General features: G+C 70.6%; 18 protein-coding genes. 7 read left to right on the top strand and 11 right to left on the bottom strand.

Annotated features, from left to right (window positions below):
* Window positions 1-47 precede the first annotated feature (47 nt).
* Together ACIBJG_RS26600 and ACIBJG_RS26595 are read right to left on the bottom strand one after the other, a co-directional pair.
* A complete protein-coding gene (locus ACIBJG_RS26600; RefSeq protein ID WP_399311017.1) occupies window positions 48-875 on the bottom strand; it encodes a MerR family transcriptional regulator in 828 nt (275 codons plus the stop codon).
* A 159-nt stretch (window positions 876-1034) separates the two neighbouring features.
* On the bottom strand, window positions 1035-1238 hold the full coding sequence (locus ACIBJG_RS26595; protein ID WP_003967102.1) for a cold-shock protein: 204 nt from the start codon (window positions 1236-1238) through the stop codon (window positions 1035-1037).
* A 353-nt stretch (window positions 1239-1591) separates the two neighbouring features.
* On the opposite strand from ACIBJG_RS26595, the gene ACIBJG_RS26590 reads away from it, so the two are divergent.
* The 4 genes from ACIBJG_RS26590 to ACIBJG_RS26575 all read left to right on the top strand — a co-directional run bounded on the left by ACIBJG_RS26590 (window position 1592) and on the right by ACIBJG_RS26575 (window position 6589).
* Window positions 1592-2470, top strand: a complete 879-nt coding sequence (locus ACIBJG_RS26590) for a menaquinone biosynthetic enzyme MqnA/MqnD family protein (protein WP_399311015.1) — start codon at window positions 1592-1594, stop codon at window positions 2468-2470.
* Window positions 2471-2771: 301 nt separating this feature from the next.
* The gene (locus tag ACIBJG_RS26585; RefSeq protein ID WP_399311012.1) at window positions 2772-4499 is read left to right on the top strand and encodes a serine/threonine-protein kinase; all 1728 of its coding nucleotides are present in this window, start codon (window positions 2772-2774) and stop codon (window positions 4497-4499) included.
* Window positions 4500-4571: 72 nt separating this feature from the next.
* The gene (gene mqnC, locus ACIBJG_RS26580) at window positions 4572-5771 is read left to right on the top strand and encodes a cyclic dehypoxanthinyl futalosine synthase (protein WP_399311010.1); all 1200 of its coding nucleotides are present in this window, start codon (window positions 4572-4574) and stop codon (window positions 5769-5771) included.
* Window positions 5772-5782: 11 nt separating this feature from the next.
* Window positions 5783-6589, top strand: a complete 807-nt coding sequence (locus ACIBJG_RS26575) for a hypothetical protein (RefSeq protein WP_399311008.1) — start codon at window positions 5783-5785, stop codon at window positions 6587-6589.
* A gap of 9 nt (window positions 6590-6598) precedes the next feature.
* Here ACIBJG_RS26575 and ACIBJG_RS26570 read toward each other — a convergent pair whose 3' ends face one another.
* The 4 genes from ACIBJG_RS26570 to ACIBJG_RS26555 form a co-directional block, all read right to left on the bottom strand.
* Window positions 6599-7291 carry a DUF3152 domain-containing protein gene (locus tag ACIBJG_RS26570; RefSeq protein ID WP_399311007.1) on the bottom strand — a complete coding sequence of 231 codons (693 nt, stop codon included), beginning with the start codon at window positions 7289-7291 and terminating at the stop codon, window positions 6599-6601.
* A gap of 127 nt (window positions 7292-7418) precedes the next feature.
* Window positions 7419-8237, bottom strand: a complete 819-nt coding sequence (locus ACIBJG_RS26565) for a DUF3152 domain-containing protein (RefSeq protein ID WP_399311005.1) — start codon at window positions 8235-8237, stop codon at window positions 7419-7421.
* A 58-nt stretch (window positions 8238-8295) separates the two neighbouring features.
* Window positions 8296-9192 (bottom strand): hypothetical protein, encoded by an 897-nt coding sequence (locus ACIBJG_RS26560; RefSeq protein WP_399311179.1) that lies wholly within the window; start codon window positions 9190-9192, stop codon window positions 8296-8298.
* Window positions 9193-9208: 16 nt separating this feature from the next.
* Window positions 9209-9718: a SigE family RNA polymerase sigma factor gene (locus ACIBJG_RS26555; protein WP_399311003.1), complete on the bottom strand. Its 510-nt coding sequence runs from the start codon at window positions 9716-9718 to the stop codon at window positions 9209-9211.
* A gap of 173 nt (window positions 9719-9891) precedes the next feature.
* Here ACIBJG_RS26555 and ACIBJG_RS26550 point away from each other — a divergent pair, with 173 nt between their 5' ends.
* Entirely contained in the window at window positions 9892-10584 is a 693-nt protein-coding gene (locus ACIBJG_RS26550; RefSeq protein ID WP_399311001.1) for a demethylmenaquinone methyltransferase, read from the top strand.
* Between the two features lie 152 nt (window positions 10585-10736).
* On the top strand, window positions 10737-12020 hold the full coding sequence (locus tag ACIBJG_RS26545) for a geranylgeranyl reductase family protein (protein WP_399310999.1): 1284 nt from the start codon (window positions 10737-10739) through the stop codon (window positions 12018-12020).
* A 117-nt stretch (window positions 12021-12137) separates the two neighbouring features.
* Here ACIBJG_RS26545 and ACIBJG_RS26540 read toward each other — a convergent pair whose 3' ends face one another.
* The 5 genes from ACIBJG_RS26540 to ACIBJG_RS26520 all read right to left on the bottom strand — a co-directional run bounded on the left by ACIBJG_RS26540 (window position 12138) and on the right by ACIBJG_RS26520 (window position 14929).
* Window positions 12138-12488, bottom strand: coding sequence for a hypothetical protein (locus ACIBJG_RS26540; protein ID WP_399310997.1), 351 nt, complete (start codon window positions 12486-12488; stop codon window positions 12138-12140).
* Entirely contained in the window at window positions 12485-12988 is a 504-nt protein-coding gene (locus ACIBJG_RS26535; RefSeq protein WP_399310994.1) for a DUF6232 family protein, read from the bottom strand. Before ACIBJG_RS26535 ends, ACIBJG_RS26540 begins: the two co-directional genes overlap by 4 nt.
* Before the next feature lie 232 nt (window positions 12989-13220).
* Window positions 13221-13622 carry a hypothetical protein gene (locus tag ACIBJG_RS26530; protein ID WP_399310993.1) on the bottom strand — a complete coding sequence of 134 codons (402 nt, stop codon included), beginning with the start codon at window positions 13620-13622 and terminating at the stop codon, window positions 13221-13223.
* A gap of 246 nt (window positions 13623-13868) precedes the next feature.
* Window positions 13869-14069, bottom strand: coding sequence for a DUF397 domain-containing protein (locus ACIBJG_RS26525; protein ID WP_123524262.1), 201 nt, complete (start codon window positions 14067-14069; stop codon window positions 13869-13871).
* 11 nt (window positions 14070-14080) lie between these two features.
* Window positions 14081-14929, bottom strand: coding sequence for a helix-turn-helix domain-containing protein (locus tag ACIBJG_RS26520; RefSeq protein WP_399310991.1), 849 nt, complete (start codon window positions 14927-14929; stop codon window positions 14081-14083).
* Window positions 14930-15190: 261 nt separating this feature from the next.
* On the opposite strand from ACIBJG_RS26520, the gene ACIBJG_RS26515 reads away from it, so the two are divergent.
* The gene (locus tag ACIBJG_RS26515) at window positions 15191-15643 is read left to right on the top strand and encodes an ATP-binding protein (protein ID WP_399310989.1); all 453 of its coding nucleotides are present in this window, start codon (window positions 15191-15193) and stop codon (window positions 15641-15643) included.
* The last annotated feature ends 3 nt before the right edge of the window (window positions 15644-15646 follow it).

Below are 15646 nucleotides of genomic sequence, written 5' to 3'. Positions count from 1 at the left end.
GGGGAGGGTGAGGGGCAGTCGTCAGGGCCCGCCCCTCACCTTCCTGTTCAGGCCCGGGTCACCGGCTCCTGGAGCTCCGTCACCCACTTCGCCCGGTCTTCGGGGCACTCCAGGTTGATCTCCCGCGCGTACCCCGCCGAGCGGTAGCCGCTCGCGTCGATCCCCCGGGCCAGGGCCTGCGCCGTCGGCAGGATCCCGTCCATCGAGCCCCGGTGGACGATGGTCGCCGCCTCGAACGGCGGCAGTTCGACCACCGCTACCCCGGTGTCACCCAGCGGCCCCACCGGGGCCGAGACCGTCACCCCGGCATGGACGACGATCGCGCCGCCGCCCTCCGGGGCGTCCTCGTAACGGGCGATCCCCGGGCCCGTCGGGGAGAGGCCCGCCTCGCCCAGCAGCGGGAACAGCTGCTCGTACAGCGGGCCGATCACCGGCCCGATGTCCTGCGGCCCGTACCCCGCGGCCACGGCGGTCAGTTCCGCGACCCGCACGGCCGGTACAGCCTTGATCACGACGTCGTCCACGGACATGTGTCCCTCGCTCTCGATCGACCGGAGCCTCGCCTCGACCTGCGCCAGCCGGGCCGCCGCCGCGGCCATCGCCGCCTCCAGCTCCACCCGTCGCAGCCGCAGCATTCCGCGCAGCTCCTCCGGGCCCACCTCCTCGTCGAGGACGGCCCGCACCTGCTGGAGCGTGAAGCCGAGATCCTTGAGGGCGATGATCCGGTTGAGCCGGGCGAGCTGGGCGGCGCCGTAGTAGCGGTAGCCGGTGGCCGGGTCGGTGCGGTCGGGGTGCAGCAGCCCGACGGCGTCGTAGTGACGCAGCATCCGGGCCGACACCCGCCCGTACCGGGCGAAGTCTCCGATGGTGAACATGATGTCTCCCAGGGGAAGGCCTCACACGGCGTCAAGGTCAAGCGTCGCAGCCGAGGGGCGTGCGACACCCAAAGGCAGGAGCCCCGCTCCTCCGCCGAGGCGGGGGAGCGGGGCTCCTTGGGTACTGCAATACCGGCCGCGATCGGCCGACCCGGGCAACTAGGCCGGGGTGACGTTCTCAGCCTGCGGACCCTTGGGTCCCTGAGTGACGTCGAAGTTCACGACCTGGTTCTCCTCGAGGGAGCGGAACCCGGACGCGTTGATCGCGGAGTAGTGGACGAAGACATCCGGGCCGCCGCCGTCCTGGGCGATGAAGCCGAAGCCCTTTTCAGCGTTGAACCACTTGACGGTTCCGGTAGCCATAAGCCCTCCTTGGGCCAAAGGGTTGCCCTGCTCCAGAACCTGCAAAGAAGTCTGAAAACTACAAAAGCCTGCGGGTTACATGCTCCGCAGGCTCTGTACTGCAAGGGAAACCAAACTGCAACTTGGCGTTGAGCCTAGCACGCAGCATGTGAGGAACGGTAGAGGGAAAGATCACTTCACACGGATGTTTGGCAGTCGTCGGGACGACCGCCGGCGAAGGCCCTTCCGGGTGACTTCCGGCCCCTTCCGAAGAGGGCCTTCGGAGCCCATTCCGGGCCGCCGTAAGAGGGGTCGGAGCGACGCCGCGCGCCCCCGGTGAGGCCGTCCGCCGGTCACAGGTCTAGCCTCGCGATGTGGACAATTCAACCGTCTCAACCGTCGCAGGCGACGACCGTCGCAGCCGGCCGCGCGTCGGCCACATCCAGTTCCTCAACTGCCTTCCCCTCTACTGGGGGCTCGCACGGACCGGAACCCTGCTCGACCTGGAGCTCTCGAAGGACACCCCGGAGAAGCTCAGCGAGCAGCTGATCAGGGGCGATCTGGACATCGGCCCCGTCACCCTGGTGGAGTTCCTGCGCAACGCCGACGACCTGGTCGCCTTCCCCGACATCGCCGTCGGCTGCGACGGGCCCGTCATGTCGTGCGTGATCGTGTCGCAGCGGCCCCTGGAGGACCTCGACCGGGCCCGGGTGGCGCTCGGCTCGACCTCCCGCACCTCCGTACGGCTGGCGCAGCTGCTGCTCGCCGAGCGGTTCGGCGTCACCCCCGACTACTACACCTGCCCTCCGGACCTCGGGCTGATGATGCAGGAGGCGGACGCCGCCGTCCTCATCGGTGACGCCGCGCTGCGCGCCAACCTGCACGACGCCCCCCGGCTCGGGCTCCAGGTCCACGACCTGGGCGCGATGTGGAAGGAGTGGACGGGCCTGCCGTTCGTCTTCGCCGTCTGGGCCGCGCGCAAGGACTACCTGGCGGCCGAGCCGACCGCGGTGAAGAAGGTGCACGAGGCGTTCCTGGCCTCCCGGGACGTGTCCCTGGAGGAGGTCACCAAGGTCGCGGAGCAGGCCGCGCGCTGGGAGGCCTTCGACGCCGAGGTCCTGGAGCGCTACTTCACGACCCTCGACTTCCGCTTCGGGCCCGCCCAGCTGGCCGGGGTCAAGGAGTTCGCGCGCCGGACCGGACCGACCACGGGCTTCCCCGCAGACGTGAACGTCGAACTCCTCGGCGGCTGACGGCGCACGGTTCTTCCGCCGCGTACCAATCGGCGGCAGCTCAGAACCCCGTGCGGATGTACGGAAATCGATTCGGGTGAATTCGCGTTGAATGGCCGATTGCCGGGCGGCCTCGGGAGTACGTTCCCGAGGCCGCCCGACAATCGATCCGGGGAACGGCACATTCACGCCTTTTGTTGTGGCGAATGGCGCCGTTCGTTCCCTTGCGGCCGAAATCGGCGGATGGTTTCCCCTGTGACCCGATGACCTTCGCCCCTAGGCTTCGGTCGGAGGTCCGGCCGGTCCACGAGGGAGTCCGTATATGCAGCCGCTCGAAGCCGGCGAACCGCTGAGCATCGGTGCCTACCGGCTGCTCGGCCGACTCGGCGCCGGCGGCATGGGCCGCGTGTATCTGGGCCGCAGCGCGGGCGGCCGGACCGTCGCGGTCAAGGTCGTCCACCCGCACTTCGCGCTCGACGAGCAGTTCCGTGCCCGGTTCCGGCGCGAGGTGGACGCGGCACGCCGGATCGGTGCGCAGTGGACCGCCCCCGTCCTGGACGCCGACCCGGACGCCCCCGTTCCGTGGGTGGCCCACGGCTACGTCGCCGGGCCGCCGCTCTCGGCCGCCGTCACCGACCACGGCCCGCTGCCCGAGTCCGCGGTACGCACGCTGGGCGCCGGGCTCGCCGAGGCGCTCGCCGCCGTCCATGGACAGGGCCTGATCCACCGGGACGTGAAGCCGTCCAACGTGCTGCTCGCGCTCGACGGCCCCCGGCTGATCGACTTCGGTATCGCCCGGGCCATCGACGCCACCGCCTCGCTCACCTCCACCGGCGTCTCCGTCGGCTCGCCCGGCTACATGGCGCCGGAGCAGATCCGCGGCCTGGACATCACGGGTGCGGCCGACATCTTCTCGCTGGGCGCGGTGCTGGCGTACGCGGCGACCGGGTCCGCGCCCTTCCTCGGCGACTCCTCCGCCGTACTCCTCTACAAGGTGGTGCACGAGGAACCCGAGCTGGGCGAGCTGGAGGGCGGGCTGCGCGAAGCCATCGCCGCCTGCCTGGCGAAGGACCCGGCCCGGCGGCCCACCCCGGCGGAGCTCGCCCGGCAGTTGGCGCCCGGCGGTGCGGCGGCCGCGGTGGCGGCGGGCTGGCTGCCCGGTCCGCTGGTGCGCGAGGTCAGCCGGTCGGCCGTCGCGCTGCTCGACCTGGAACCGCAGGACGCCCCCGTGCAGTCGGGCCCGGTGCCGTTCACCAACGCGTCGTTCGGCTTCAACGGGGGCCCCGCCCTGGGGGTGTTCGGCCCGCCGGTGGAACCGCACCCCGCGGTCGCCCCGACCCCGCCGCCGTATCCGCCCGGCACCGGGACGGGCGGGGTGCCGGGACAGCGCACCCCCGACCCCCGGTTCACCGTCGGCGTGAGCGCCGACTCCGGGCCGGGGGAGCGCGGGGGCCGGAGGCTGAGCTGCACCGTCGCCCTCGCGGTGGCCGGCGCGCTCGCCGCGGTGACGGTGGGCAGCGCCTACCTCTTCGACCTGATGCCGGGCGGCAGCGGCTCCAACACCGCCGAGCACGGGGACACCGGCACGGCCCCGGGCGCCACCCCCTCGGACAAGGAACCCACACCCGCACCCACATCCACGGGCTCCGCCCCCGGCACCCCGAACCAGGTCACCGAGGTCCCCAAGGGCTTCATCGGCACGTGGAAGGGGCCGGTCACCGAGAAGACGAGCGGCCAGGCGCACGGCACGCTCACCGCGGTGTTCAAGGAGGGGAAGAAGGGCGCCGACGTGGTCACGATGAACACGACGATCTCCACCCTCGGCGTCGAGGTCAGCTGCAACAGCGTCGCCTCCCTCACCTCCGGCACCGACAAGGAACTGAAGCTGCGGGAACGGGCCGACCCGGACCGACCCAGCACCGCGGGCCTGTGCACGAGCACCGTCGCCGACGTCCACTTCACCCTCGCGGCCGACGGCACCCTGCGGTTCCGGTCGGACGAGCGGGGCGCCGGACTTCCGTACGGCACGCTGACCCGGTCCGGCCGCTGACCCGGAGCAGGGCTGGCGTACGCTGAACCGGTCCGTAGATCCGTTGAAAAACCGCCGAAAGGTGACAGCCCGGTGACCGAGAAGGCCGACCTCCAGCCCATCCTCGACCGAGCCGCCGAAGGCGGCCGGATCACTCCGGCGGAGGCTCTCGACCTCTACCGGTCGGCGCCCCTGCACGCCCTGGGCGCGGCCGCGGACGCCGTGCGCCGGCGCCGCTACGCGGGTACGGAGCACATCGCGACGTACATCATCGAGCGCAACATCAACTACACGAACGTGTGCGTCACGGCGTGCAAGTTCTGCGCCTTCTACGCCGCGCCCAAGGACACCGCCAAGGGCTGGTCCCGCGACCTCGACGACATCCTGCGCCGCTGCGCGGAGACCGTCGAGCTCGGCGGCACGCAGATCATGTTCCAGGGCGGACACCACCCGGACTACGGCGTGGAGTACTACGAGGAGCACTTCTCCGCGATCAAGAAGGCGTTCCCGCAGCTGGTCATCCACTCGCTCGGCGCCTCCGAGATCGAGCACATGGCCCGGATCTCGAAGGTCTCCGCCGAGGAGGCCATCAGCCGTATCCACGCCGCCGGGCTCGACTCCTTCGCCGGCGCCGGCGCCGAGCTGCTCCCGGCCCGGCCGCGCACCGCGATCGCCCCGCTCAAGGAGTCCGGCGAGCGCTGGCTGGAGATCATGGAGATCGCCCACGGCCTCGGTGTCGAGTCCACCTCCACCATGCTGATGGGCACCGGCGAGACGAACGCCGAGCGCATCGAGCACCTGAGCATGATCCGGGACGTGCAGGACCGCACCGGCGGCTTCCGCGCCTTCATCCCGTACACGTACCAGCCGGAGAACAACAAGCTGAAGGGCCAGACGCAGGCCACGCTCTTCGAGTACCTGCGGATGATCGCCATCGCCCGGCTCTTCCTGGACAACGTCGCCCACATCCAGGGCTCCTGGCTCACCACCGGCAAGGAGGTCGGCCAGCTGTCGCTGCACTACGGCGCGGACGACCTCGGCTCGATCATGCTGGAGGAGAACGTCGTCTCCTCCGCCGGCGCCAAGCACCGCTCCAACCGCCTGGAGATCATCGACCTGATCCGCAAGGCGGACCGGGTACCGGCCCAGCGCGCCACCACGTACGAGCACCTCGTCGTCCACACCGACCCGGCGAACGACCCGGTCGACGAGCGCGTCGTCTCGCACATCTCGTCCACCGCGATCGAGGGCGGCACGGCCCACCCGGAGCTCAAGCTCCTGAGCGCCAACTAGGGACGTACGCCTTGCTGACGATCCACGCCGCCGCCCTGCTCCTGCCGGGCGGCGGCCGTGCACCCGTGCCCGACGGGGCGGTGGCCGTGCAGGACGCGGTGATCGCCGCCTTCGGCCCTTACGGGGACGTGGCCGCCGCCCACCCCGCCGCCCGGGTCCGGCGCTGGCCGGGCGTCCTGACTCCGGGGCTTCTCCAGCGGGACGCGGTCCGGCTGCTGGAGGAGTCGTACTTCCCCGATCCGCGGGAGGCGGACACCCTGGGCACGGAGCCGCTGACCGGCGCGGCACTCGACGCGCTCGGGCCTGTCTGGAGTTCCGGCGCGGGAGAAGGAGCAGCGTCCGGTGCCGTCGGATCCAAGGCGGAGGAGGGAGTCGACGCGGAGCGTCGGCGACTGACGACAACGCCGGAGGCGACGGTGCCGGACGCCGTGACGCCGCGGGGGAACTCCAGACAGGACCTAGGGCCCGACGGCACCCGGCGCGCCGGCAGCGTCCGGCGCGGGCTGCACCGGATGCTCCGGCACGGGACGACCGCGGCGACCGCCGCTCCCACGACACCGCCCGCCCTGATCACGGCCATGCGCCGGTCCGGGCTGCTGGTCACCGTCGCTCCGGCGCACTCCGGTGGCACGGCCCGGCTCGACCCGCTGGCCGGGGCCGGTGCGGTGGAGGGCGCGATGGCGGCGCCGCTCACCGTCGGGGGCCGGGCGGACCTCGCCGCCTTCGACGTACCGGACGAGGACGCCCTGCTCGCTGCGGGCGGGGCGAGCTGCCTGGCGACGGTGGCGGCGGGTCGACTGGTGTACCGGGGCAGATAGAGCCCGGTGTCAGGGAACCGAGGGGCCGCCGAGGTACTTCCCGTTGGCGTCGTACGGCCAGGCGTTGGAGACGCAGCCCTTCAGGCCGTCTATCTGCTGCATCATGGCGGGCGCGGGCCGTCCCTTTCCGGGGCAGGTCTCGTGGCCGTGGCCGAGCCAGTGGCCGACTTCGTGGTTGATGATCAGGGCGCGGTAGTCGGCGAGCGGTCCGTCGAACTCGGGCGAACCCTGCTGCCAGCGCTTGAGGTTGACCATCACCACGGCGCCGACGCGGCAGTTGACCTCGCCGTGGGTGTTGAGTCCGCTCTGCCCGCAGACCTCGTCGGTGGTCTCGGGCGTCGCGATACGGATCACCAGGCCCGCCGGCTGCGTCGAGATCTGGCGGAAGGTCTGCTCGCCGTGGTGCGACCAGCCCCGGGGCGCGGCCAGGACGCGGGCCACCTCGGCGGCGGCCCCGTCCGGGTCCAGTCCCGAACCGTCCTCCACCTCGACCCGGTAGGTGTGGCCGCCGCCGGTGCCCGAAGCGGCCGCACGGGCGATGGCGAAGGAGGCCGAGGATCCGGAGCCGCTCGCGTGCTCGCTCTTCCACCGCAGACCGGCCACGGCGGCCGCCACCAGCACCACCGGAACGATCGCCATGACGAACAGCCGGCTCCGGCCCCGCTCACGCAGCCCCCGCCGACGCACACCTGATCCGGACATTCGTGCCACTCCCCGTACTCCGTTGTCCCCTGCACCCCTCTGTAGGGACCATTCTCGGCGCCGATTGGTTCAGTCCACTCACCCGCGGAAAGGGAGAGGCGGACGGAGCGGGTTCCGGGGGAGGGCGTCAGGGGACCGTCGGGCCGCCCAGGTACGTCCCGTTGGCGTCGTAGGGCCAGGCGTTGGAGACGCATCCCTTGAGGCCGTAGATCTGCTGCATCATGGCGGGGGCGGGGCGGCCCTTGCCGGGGCAGGTCTCGTGGCCGTGGCCGAGCCAGTGGCCGACCTCGTGGTTGACGATCAGGGCGCGGTAGTCGGCGAGCGGACCGTCGAACTCCGGCGAACCTGTCTGCCAGCGCTTGAGGTTGACCATGACGTCGGTGCCCACGCGGCAGTTGACCTCGCCACGGGTGTTCATGCCGCCCGTCGCGCAGATGTGGTCGGTGGTCGCCGCGGTCGCTATACGGATCACCAGCCCGGCAGGCCCCTTGGTCACCTGGTGGAACGAGCGCGCCCCGCCGTGTGCCCAGCCGCGTGGCGCGGCGAGGATGCGGGCGACCTCGGCGGCGGCCTCGTCCGGTTCGACGCCGGTACCGTCCTCGACCTCGACCCGGTAGGCGTTCTCGCCCCCGGACGAGGCACCCGCGCGGGCGACCGTGAAGGTGCCCGGTCCGGATGCCGGGATGTGGGGAGGCTCGACGGTGGCGGAAGGCGAGGGGGAGGGTGGCGGCACGGTCGCCTTCGCCTTCGGCTTCGCGGCCGGGGAGGACGACGTGCTGTCCGGGAGCGGGCTCCGGCCGGTGTCCGGGGACTCCGGTGCGGCCGCCGCGGCCGGCAGGTCGTCCCCGCCGGCCCATCGCGGAGCGGCGATCACGGCGACGCCGATCAGCGCCGCCGGGACGAGTACCGCGGCCAGTACCCGTATCCGGCTGCGTCGCCGGCGCATCGGCCGCGGGCGCCGCCGGGTCCCCTGTCTATGCCGTCGTGCCTGGTGTTGTCTCTTCTCAGCCGCCACGAACCGAGTGCTCCTTGTCTTCCATCGGATGTCTGTCCGCATACTGCACGAGCTTCATGAACCGGGAGTCACGGGCCGCCTCGAGCAGCTGGCCGACAGTGACGGGCGCCGACACCATCGAGGAGTCGTCACCGGAGACCGAGAGCCTGACCGTGCTGGTGCCGTAGGCGAAGGTGAGGTCGACGCCGGTGAGCGTCCGTGAACCGGTCCCGTTGCCCTCCGCGGTCATGGCGCGGACCTCGATGCCGCCGGGCAGCCTTGCCGTCCTGCAATGGAACTTCTTCGACGGAATGTCGCGGCAGGGCAGTTCGGAACGGGTATCGCCAGGATCGGCCTTGGGCCGTACCGAGAAGAGGACCGGGAAGGTGTTGCCGTGTGATTCGCCCTGATACCGGCTCACCACCAGGTCGACCGGACGGACGGTGCCCAGCTGCTCATGGAGCAGTTCGTCGAGCAGCACCGCGGTCTGCAGCTGGAACTCCTCCTGCCGCATCCGCTCGGCCTCCGGCAGATCGGCCATGCCCGCCTCGCCGGCGGACGGCTCGATGTGCACGGGTACGGGAGCGGGCCGGGCGGTGGCCACCGGAGACGGGGGTGGGGCGACGGTCATGGACTGCGAGGCCGCGGACCCGGTCTGCGTCCGGTGCGCACCGGCTCCCCACGTCGGCAGCGCCACACCGAACACCCCCAGGGCCACCGCACCCGTCACCCCCGCCCCGAGGGCCGCACGGGCGCGGTGACGGCGCCTGCGTCCCTGGGTCAGGGCGACGGGCACCAGATCGGGCAGCGACGGCGCGCTGTCGGCGGCCTGCTCCATGGCCGCCCTGATCAACAGGTTCTCGGCGTCGGGGTCCGGGCTCCGGCCGGGGGAGCGGTCAGTAAACATGTCCACTGCGGTCTCCTCAGCTTCGGGTGGTGTAGAGGTGCGCGTCGCCCAGGCGGGTGCGCAGAGTGGCGAGCGAGCGTGAGCACTGGCTCTTCACGGTGGACGGGCTGCAGCGCAGCAGCTCGGCGACCGTCTCCACGCTCAGGTCCTCCCAGTACCGCAGGACGACCATCGCCCGGGCACGGGCGGGCAGTTCGGCGAGCGCGGCCAGCAGTGTGACGGTCAGGTCGGGACCGACCGCGGGCGCGTACGCGGCGATCGGCGTATGGGCGCGGAAGTCGCGCAGCCGACGTCGGCGCTCGGAGACGTAGGTGCGGGTCAGCACCGTACGGGCGTAGGCGTCCGGATGGTCGGCCGCGCTCGCCCGGCCCCAGTGCTGGAACAGCTTCGCCAGCGTCGTCTGGGTCAGATCACGGGCGGCGTCGGCGTCCCCGCACAGCAGATACGCGGTGCGGTACAGCCGGCGCTGATTCGCGCGGGCGAAATCCTCGAAGCCGGCGGCGTCCGGGCTGCGTCCGGCGGTCATCCGGCCTCCTCTGCGGTCTGTCGGTGGTCACTCCCTCTGTTATTGAGTGCCGACGGGCCGGAAAGGTTGAAGCCGGATCGGAATCCGTGTGAGGTCCCTGGGCCGGGCCGTCCGACAGCGGACCCGCCCCGCCCCGCCCCGACGCGGCACGGCCGGGCTGCTTGAATGGGTGGGTGACCCGAGCCTCCCTGGACAAGCAGCCGCACGAAGTCGCCTCGATGTTCGACGACGTGGCGGCGAACTACGACCTCACCAACGACGTGCTCTCGCTCGGCCAGGCCCGGCTGTGGCGCAAGGAGGTCGCGAAGGCGGTGCACGCACGGCCCGCGGAGAAGGTCCTCGACCTGGCCGCCGGGACCGCGACGTCGTCGCTGCCCTTCGCCGCGACCGGCGCGTACGTCGTGCCGTGCGACTTCTCCATCGGCATGCTGCGCGAGGGCAAGAAGCGGAACTCCTGGCTGCCGTTCACCGCGGGCGACGCCACGAAGCTGCCGTTCCGTGACGAGACGTTCGACGCGGTGACCATCTCCTTCGGCCTGCGCAACGTCCAGGACACGGACGCGGCGCTGCGCGAGCTGTACCGGGTGACCAAGCCGGGTGGCCGGGTGGTCATCTGCGAGTTCTCCCAGCCGGTCTGGGCGCCGTTCCGGACCGTCTACACCGAGTACCTGATGCGGGCGCTGCCGCCGGTCGCGCGTGCGGTGTCGTCCAACCCGGACGCGTACGTCTACCTCGCCGAGTCGATCCGCGCCTGGCCCGACCAGGCCGGACTCGCGGCCAAGCTCCAGCGGGCCGGCTGGTCGAAGGTCGCCTGGCGCAACCTCACCGGTGGCATCGTCGCCCTGCACCGGGGCGTGCGCGCCTGACGGACGGGCCGTGGCCCTCGCCGCGCACTACCGCTCCGGCGCGGTGCGCGGCGACATGGGGAGCCCTTCGGGAGGTTGCCCGGCGGGCCCCCATAGACTGCCGGGGCCAGGTGCCGCGCGGCACGTGAATGCGAGTTCCGGGAGATCCGACCGTGACCGAGCCCCTGTCCGAACACAGCGCGGACGTGATCGTCGTCGGGGCAGGCCCAGCCGGCTCCACCACCGCGTACTACCTCGCCAAGGCCGGACTCGACGTCCTCCTCCTGGAGAAGACCGCCTTCCCGCGCGAGAAGGTCTGCGGCGACGGCCTCACACCGCGCGCCACCAAGCAGCTCGTCTCCATGGGCATCGACATCTCCGAAGAGGCCGGCTGGCTGCGCAACAAGGGCCTGCGCATCATCGGCGGCGGTGTCCGCCTCCAGCTGGACTGGCCGGACCTCGCCTCGTACCCGGACTACGGACTGGTCCGCAAGCGCGACGACTTCGACGAGCAGCTGGCCCGCCAGGCACAGAAGGCCGGCGCGCGGCTGTACGAGCGCTGCAACGTCGGCGCCCCCATCAAGGACGAGCGCACCGGCCGGATCACCGGCGTGCAGGCGAAACTCGGCGAGGAGAAGACCCCGGTCACCTTCAACGCCCCCCTCGTCGTCGCCGCCGACGGCAACTCGACCCGGCTCTCCGTCGCGATGGGCCTGCACCGCCGCGAGGACCGCCCGATGGGTGTCGCGGTCCGTACGTACTTCACCTCGCCGCGCCACGACGACGACTACCTGGAGTCCTGGCTGGAACTCTGGGACAAGCGTGGTGCCGAGGACCGGCTGCTGCCCGGCTACGGCTGGATCTTCGGCATGGGCGACGGCACCTCCAACGTCGGCCTCGGCATCCTCAACTCCTCCTCCGCCTTCAAGGAGCTGGACTGGCGCGAGGTCCTCAAGGCATGGTGCGCGTCCATGCCGGAGGACTGGGGCTACACCCCGGAGAACATGACGATGCCGATCCGCGGCGCCGCCCTCCCGATGGCCTTCAACCGCCAGCCGCACTACACCAAGGGCCTGCTGCTCGTCGGTGACGCGGGCGGCATGGTCAACCCGTTCAACGGCGAAGGCATCGCGTACGCGATGGAGTCGGGGCAGATCGCCGCGGACGTCATCGTCCAGGCGCACGCCCGCGCGACCCCGGCCCAGCGCGAACTGGCCCTGAGCAACTACCCGAAGGTGCTCAAGGAGACCTACGGCGGCTACTACACGATGGGCCGCGCCTTCGTGAAGCTGATCGGCAACCCGAAGGTCATGAAGGTCGCCACCCAGCGCGGCCTCACGCACCCGCTGCTGATGAAGTTCACGCTGAAGATGCTCGCCAACCTCACCGATCCGACGGGCGGCGACGCGATGGACCGGATCATCAACGGTCTGACGAAGGTGGCGCCGAAGGCGTGATGGTTCAAGAACGCTGACGTTCGCATCGCTGACCTTGACGCCTGTATGCCTACGGAGCATCGCTCGACGCTCCGTAGGCATCGTGCGTGAGGGGCCCCCGACGGAGGCGCCCACGGTTCAGCCCAGCAGTGCAAACAGCCGCCCCAGCGCCTCCACGACGGGCTTGCCCACCTCGCCCACCGTCGCCGCGATCTGCGAGACGGACGCCAGGATCATGCCTCGCTCACGCAGGGCGTTCCGGTCGGGGGTGAGCGCGGGCAGCGCGCCCGCCACGGTCTGGGCCTGGTCCGGGGTGAGCGCAGGGCGCAGGTCGTTGAGGAGGCGGGTGAGCTCCGCCACGGCGGCTCGGAGCTCGGCGTCCTGGGTGGTGCCGTCGTTGTGGACGACGGTGCCGTGGTTGATGCCGATGACCTTTTCGCCGCCGTTCACGTTGACGACGTCCCCGTAGTAGTTCGATGTGTCGCTCACAGTTTGATCCCCGTGTTTCCCCTGCCGCCGTTCATGTTGACGACAGAACCGAAGTTGTTCGTCGTATTGCGCTGCTCGAGGATGGCGGAGAACTCGTACTCCGGGTGGTCGATCGCGTACACGATCTGCCCGGCGATCGCCCGCAGTTCATCCATGGTCGGCAGGGTCAGGACCACCCTGGAACCGCTGTTCAGCTCGACGACCAGCACCGGCTTCCTCGACGAGAGCAGGACGACGCAGACAACGACCAGGGCGAACAGGGTCAGGGCGGCCGGTGCAGGGCCGCCGCCCCCGTCGGCGGAGTCGAGCTGTCCGGAGACCAAGAAGATGACGACCGTCAACAGCAGGAAGTAGACACCGGCCTTGCCCCAGTCGGGCTTCAGCCTGAACACTTCGACCCAGCTGACATTGCGTACCGGAACCGCCGCCGACCCCACCCACAGAATCTGCCGCTGGACCCGGAGTTCCAGCGGCTTTCCCTTGCGGGGAGGCAGCGGCATCGGCGGGATCTGAGGAGGCGGCTGGGACGGGGGCCGGGGCGGAAGCCTTGGCGGAGGCCCGGGAGGTGGTACGGCGATGCCGCCTGTGTGATCCATGGTCCCCCCATGCTGTTGTCACAACCACCCGCGCAGGGCGTGGCACGGGAGCATCATTAGGCCTGAGCGGGTCGTGGGACGCCAGACGAGATACGGCCAATGTCGTCGAGGAAACCCGCCCCGTTCAGCGGCTGCGTCACGGTGTGCGTGGTTCAGCCTGCCCGCTCCGAGGTGGCGCGGCGGGCGTGAGCGTCAGGTGGAGCAGGGGACGTACGTGCCACTCGATGTGGCGCCCCTTGCGGAGCAGGAGCGTGAACCCGCAGGGCTCGCCGCGATGGAGCGCCCCGAGCGCCTGCGCCCAGCCGCCCTGGTCGGCCCAGTAGAGCGCCCGCGCCGTTTCGCGCGGGGTCAGCCCGAGGACGTGGCTCGCGCGGAGCTGGACGCGGATGATGCGGATGGCTTCGCGGGGGCCGGGCAGGATGCGGAGGTCGACCGGTTCCGGGACGAATCCAGTGGCGGGGGAGTAGCGGAGCACTTCGAACCGGAATCCGCGTGCGACGCGGGCCTCCACGGGGGTGGTGCGGGGTGATGTACGCATGGTCGACCGTCCGATCGAGGCGTGGGTGTGCCGGGCCGGGGTGTTGATCTCAACACACCTGTGCGCGCGGTGAGTTACTGCGCCACGGGGCACGGTTGAGCGGCGCGCTCGACCGGGGTGGCGACGTACGGTGACCGTAGCGTCACCATTGAGGCGGGCGCAACAGTGGGACGTCCCTAAGTTGTGCCGCACCATGCGAAACGCCCTCCACCTGGCGTTCGGGCGGAGGGCGCTCGGTTGAGTTGGTCAGATCAGGTGGTCGAACTCGCCGGCCTTGACGCCCAGGACGAAGGCGCGGAGCTTGGCGACGCTCGTCGTGACGACCAGGTCGGGGTCATCGCTCTCGCGCATCTTGATCGCGCCGTCCACGGGCGCCAGCTCGATGCAGCTCTGGTTGTTGTCCGCTCCCGAGAATGACGACTTCTGCCAGTTGATTGCGTCGGTCATGTCGCTTCGACTCACATTTCCTGTGCGATGAGTTGGATGAACTGAGCTGATTCCTCCGGATCGAGGGAGATCGATTCGACGGAATCAAGCAGTTCTCGGTACCTGGCGAGTTGGGCTTCGGCGTCCAGGAATCCGGCGTCGAAGGCGCTGTCGATCTGCACGGTGTCGAGCGCCGGGATGCCGGCTCCGGCGTACAGCATCGAATGGGCCGAGCCGGTGATCTGTGCTGCGAACGGGATGACGCGGATCGTTACGGACGGCCATGTGGACACTGTGTGCAGGAAGTTGAGCTGCTCGCGCATCATGTCGGTGCCGCAGTAGCGCATGCGGAGAGCGGCCTCGTGGATGAACGCCTCGAACGAGGTGGGGGTGGGTCGATCGAAGATGTCGCGACGTCTCGCACGGTGCTCGACGCGGGCGTTCAATTCCGCGGCCGGAAGGTCGGAGACGCCGCTCCGGATCAGATCCCGTGCGTACGCCTCTGTCTGGAAGATCCCTGGAATATTCAGCATCTGGATGGCGCGGATGTAGGTGGCGCGGTGCTCCAGCTCGGCCAGGTCCAGGAAGCCCGGCGAGAGTATGCCCCGGTAATCGTCCCACCATCCCTTCGTGCGCTCCTCGGCCATGCTCGCGAGGGCGTCCACCAGGTGTTTGTCACCGGCGGAGTAATGGGCGGCCAGGCGACGGACTCGCTGGTCACTCACGCCGTAGCGGCCGGATTCGATGTGGCTGATCTGCGCGCGCTCGCCGCCCAGGAACGCGGCGGCCTCGCTTCCGGACATTCCGGCGCGCTCGCGCAGCTTGCGAAGCTCTGCGCCCAACCGCTTCTGCCTGGCGGTCGGGTAGCTCCTTGGCGGCATCGGCCCTCCCCTTCGTGCGGTACGAGTGTGCCGCCCCACTCTGCCACTGGTCCACTCGTTTGGGTGCTACGGCCGTCCCAATGTTGCGCCGTACCAATGTTGTGCCCTAGCGTCCGACGATATCGACCGGCAACGGCCCGATGATCCGAAGTGCAGCCGCCCATACATGAGTTGATCTCATGCGGGCGCGGCCGATGCCACGGTTCACCGGAACGGTCCGGCCGACGTACCGGAGACCCGTTCACGTAGGGAGACCGCGCCATGACCCCCGTAACCCTTCCGCCCCCGCCCGCCCCGTACCTCCCGCAGCGCGGCGAGCGCTACCGGCTGGTCGCGCCCAACACCCCCACCGCACCCCGCGTCGCGCGGGACTTCGTGGGTGCGCTGCTGCGGACCACCGAGCACCCCGGGCTGGTCGACGACGCCCGGTTGTGCGTGAGCGAGGTGGTGTCCAACGCGCACTGTCATACGCGGTCGGCGCGCATCCGGGTCGATGTGAAGGTGAACCGGCGTCAGGTGATGGTCTACGTGACGGACGACGAGCCGGGCCGGCTGCCGGAACCGGGCGGCGCGGCGCACGCGGAGAGCGGGCGCGGGCTCGTGATCGTGGAGAGCCTGACCGATCGGTGGGGGACCACCACGCACGGCGGGCGGGTACGGACCGCCAAGACCGTCTGGTTCGTCCTCGTCGCACGCGCCCTGGACCGCTTGTGAACG

This window comes from Streptomyces sp. NPDC050422 (assembly GCF_044458665.1).
GTDB lineage: Bacteria > Actinomycetota > Actinomycetes > Streptomycetales > Streptomycetaceae > Streptomyces.
The sequence above is the reverse complement of the archived record's forward strand: the minus strand, read 5'-3'. Positions and strand labels throughout refer to the sequence as shown.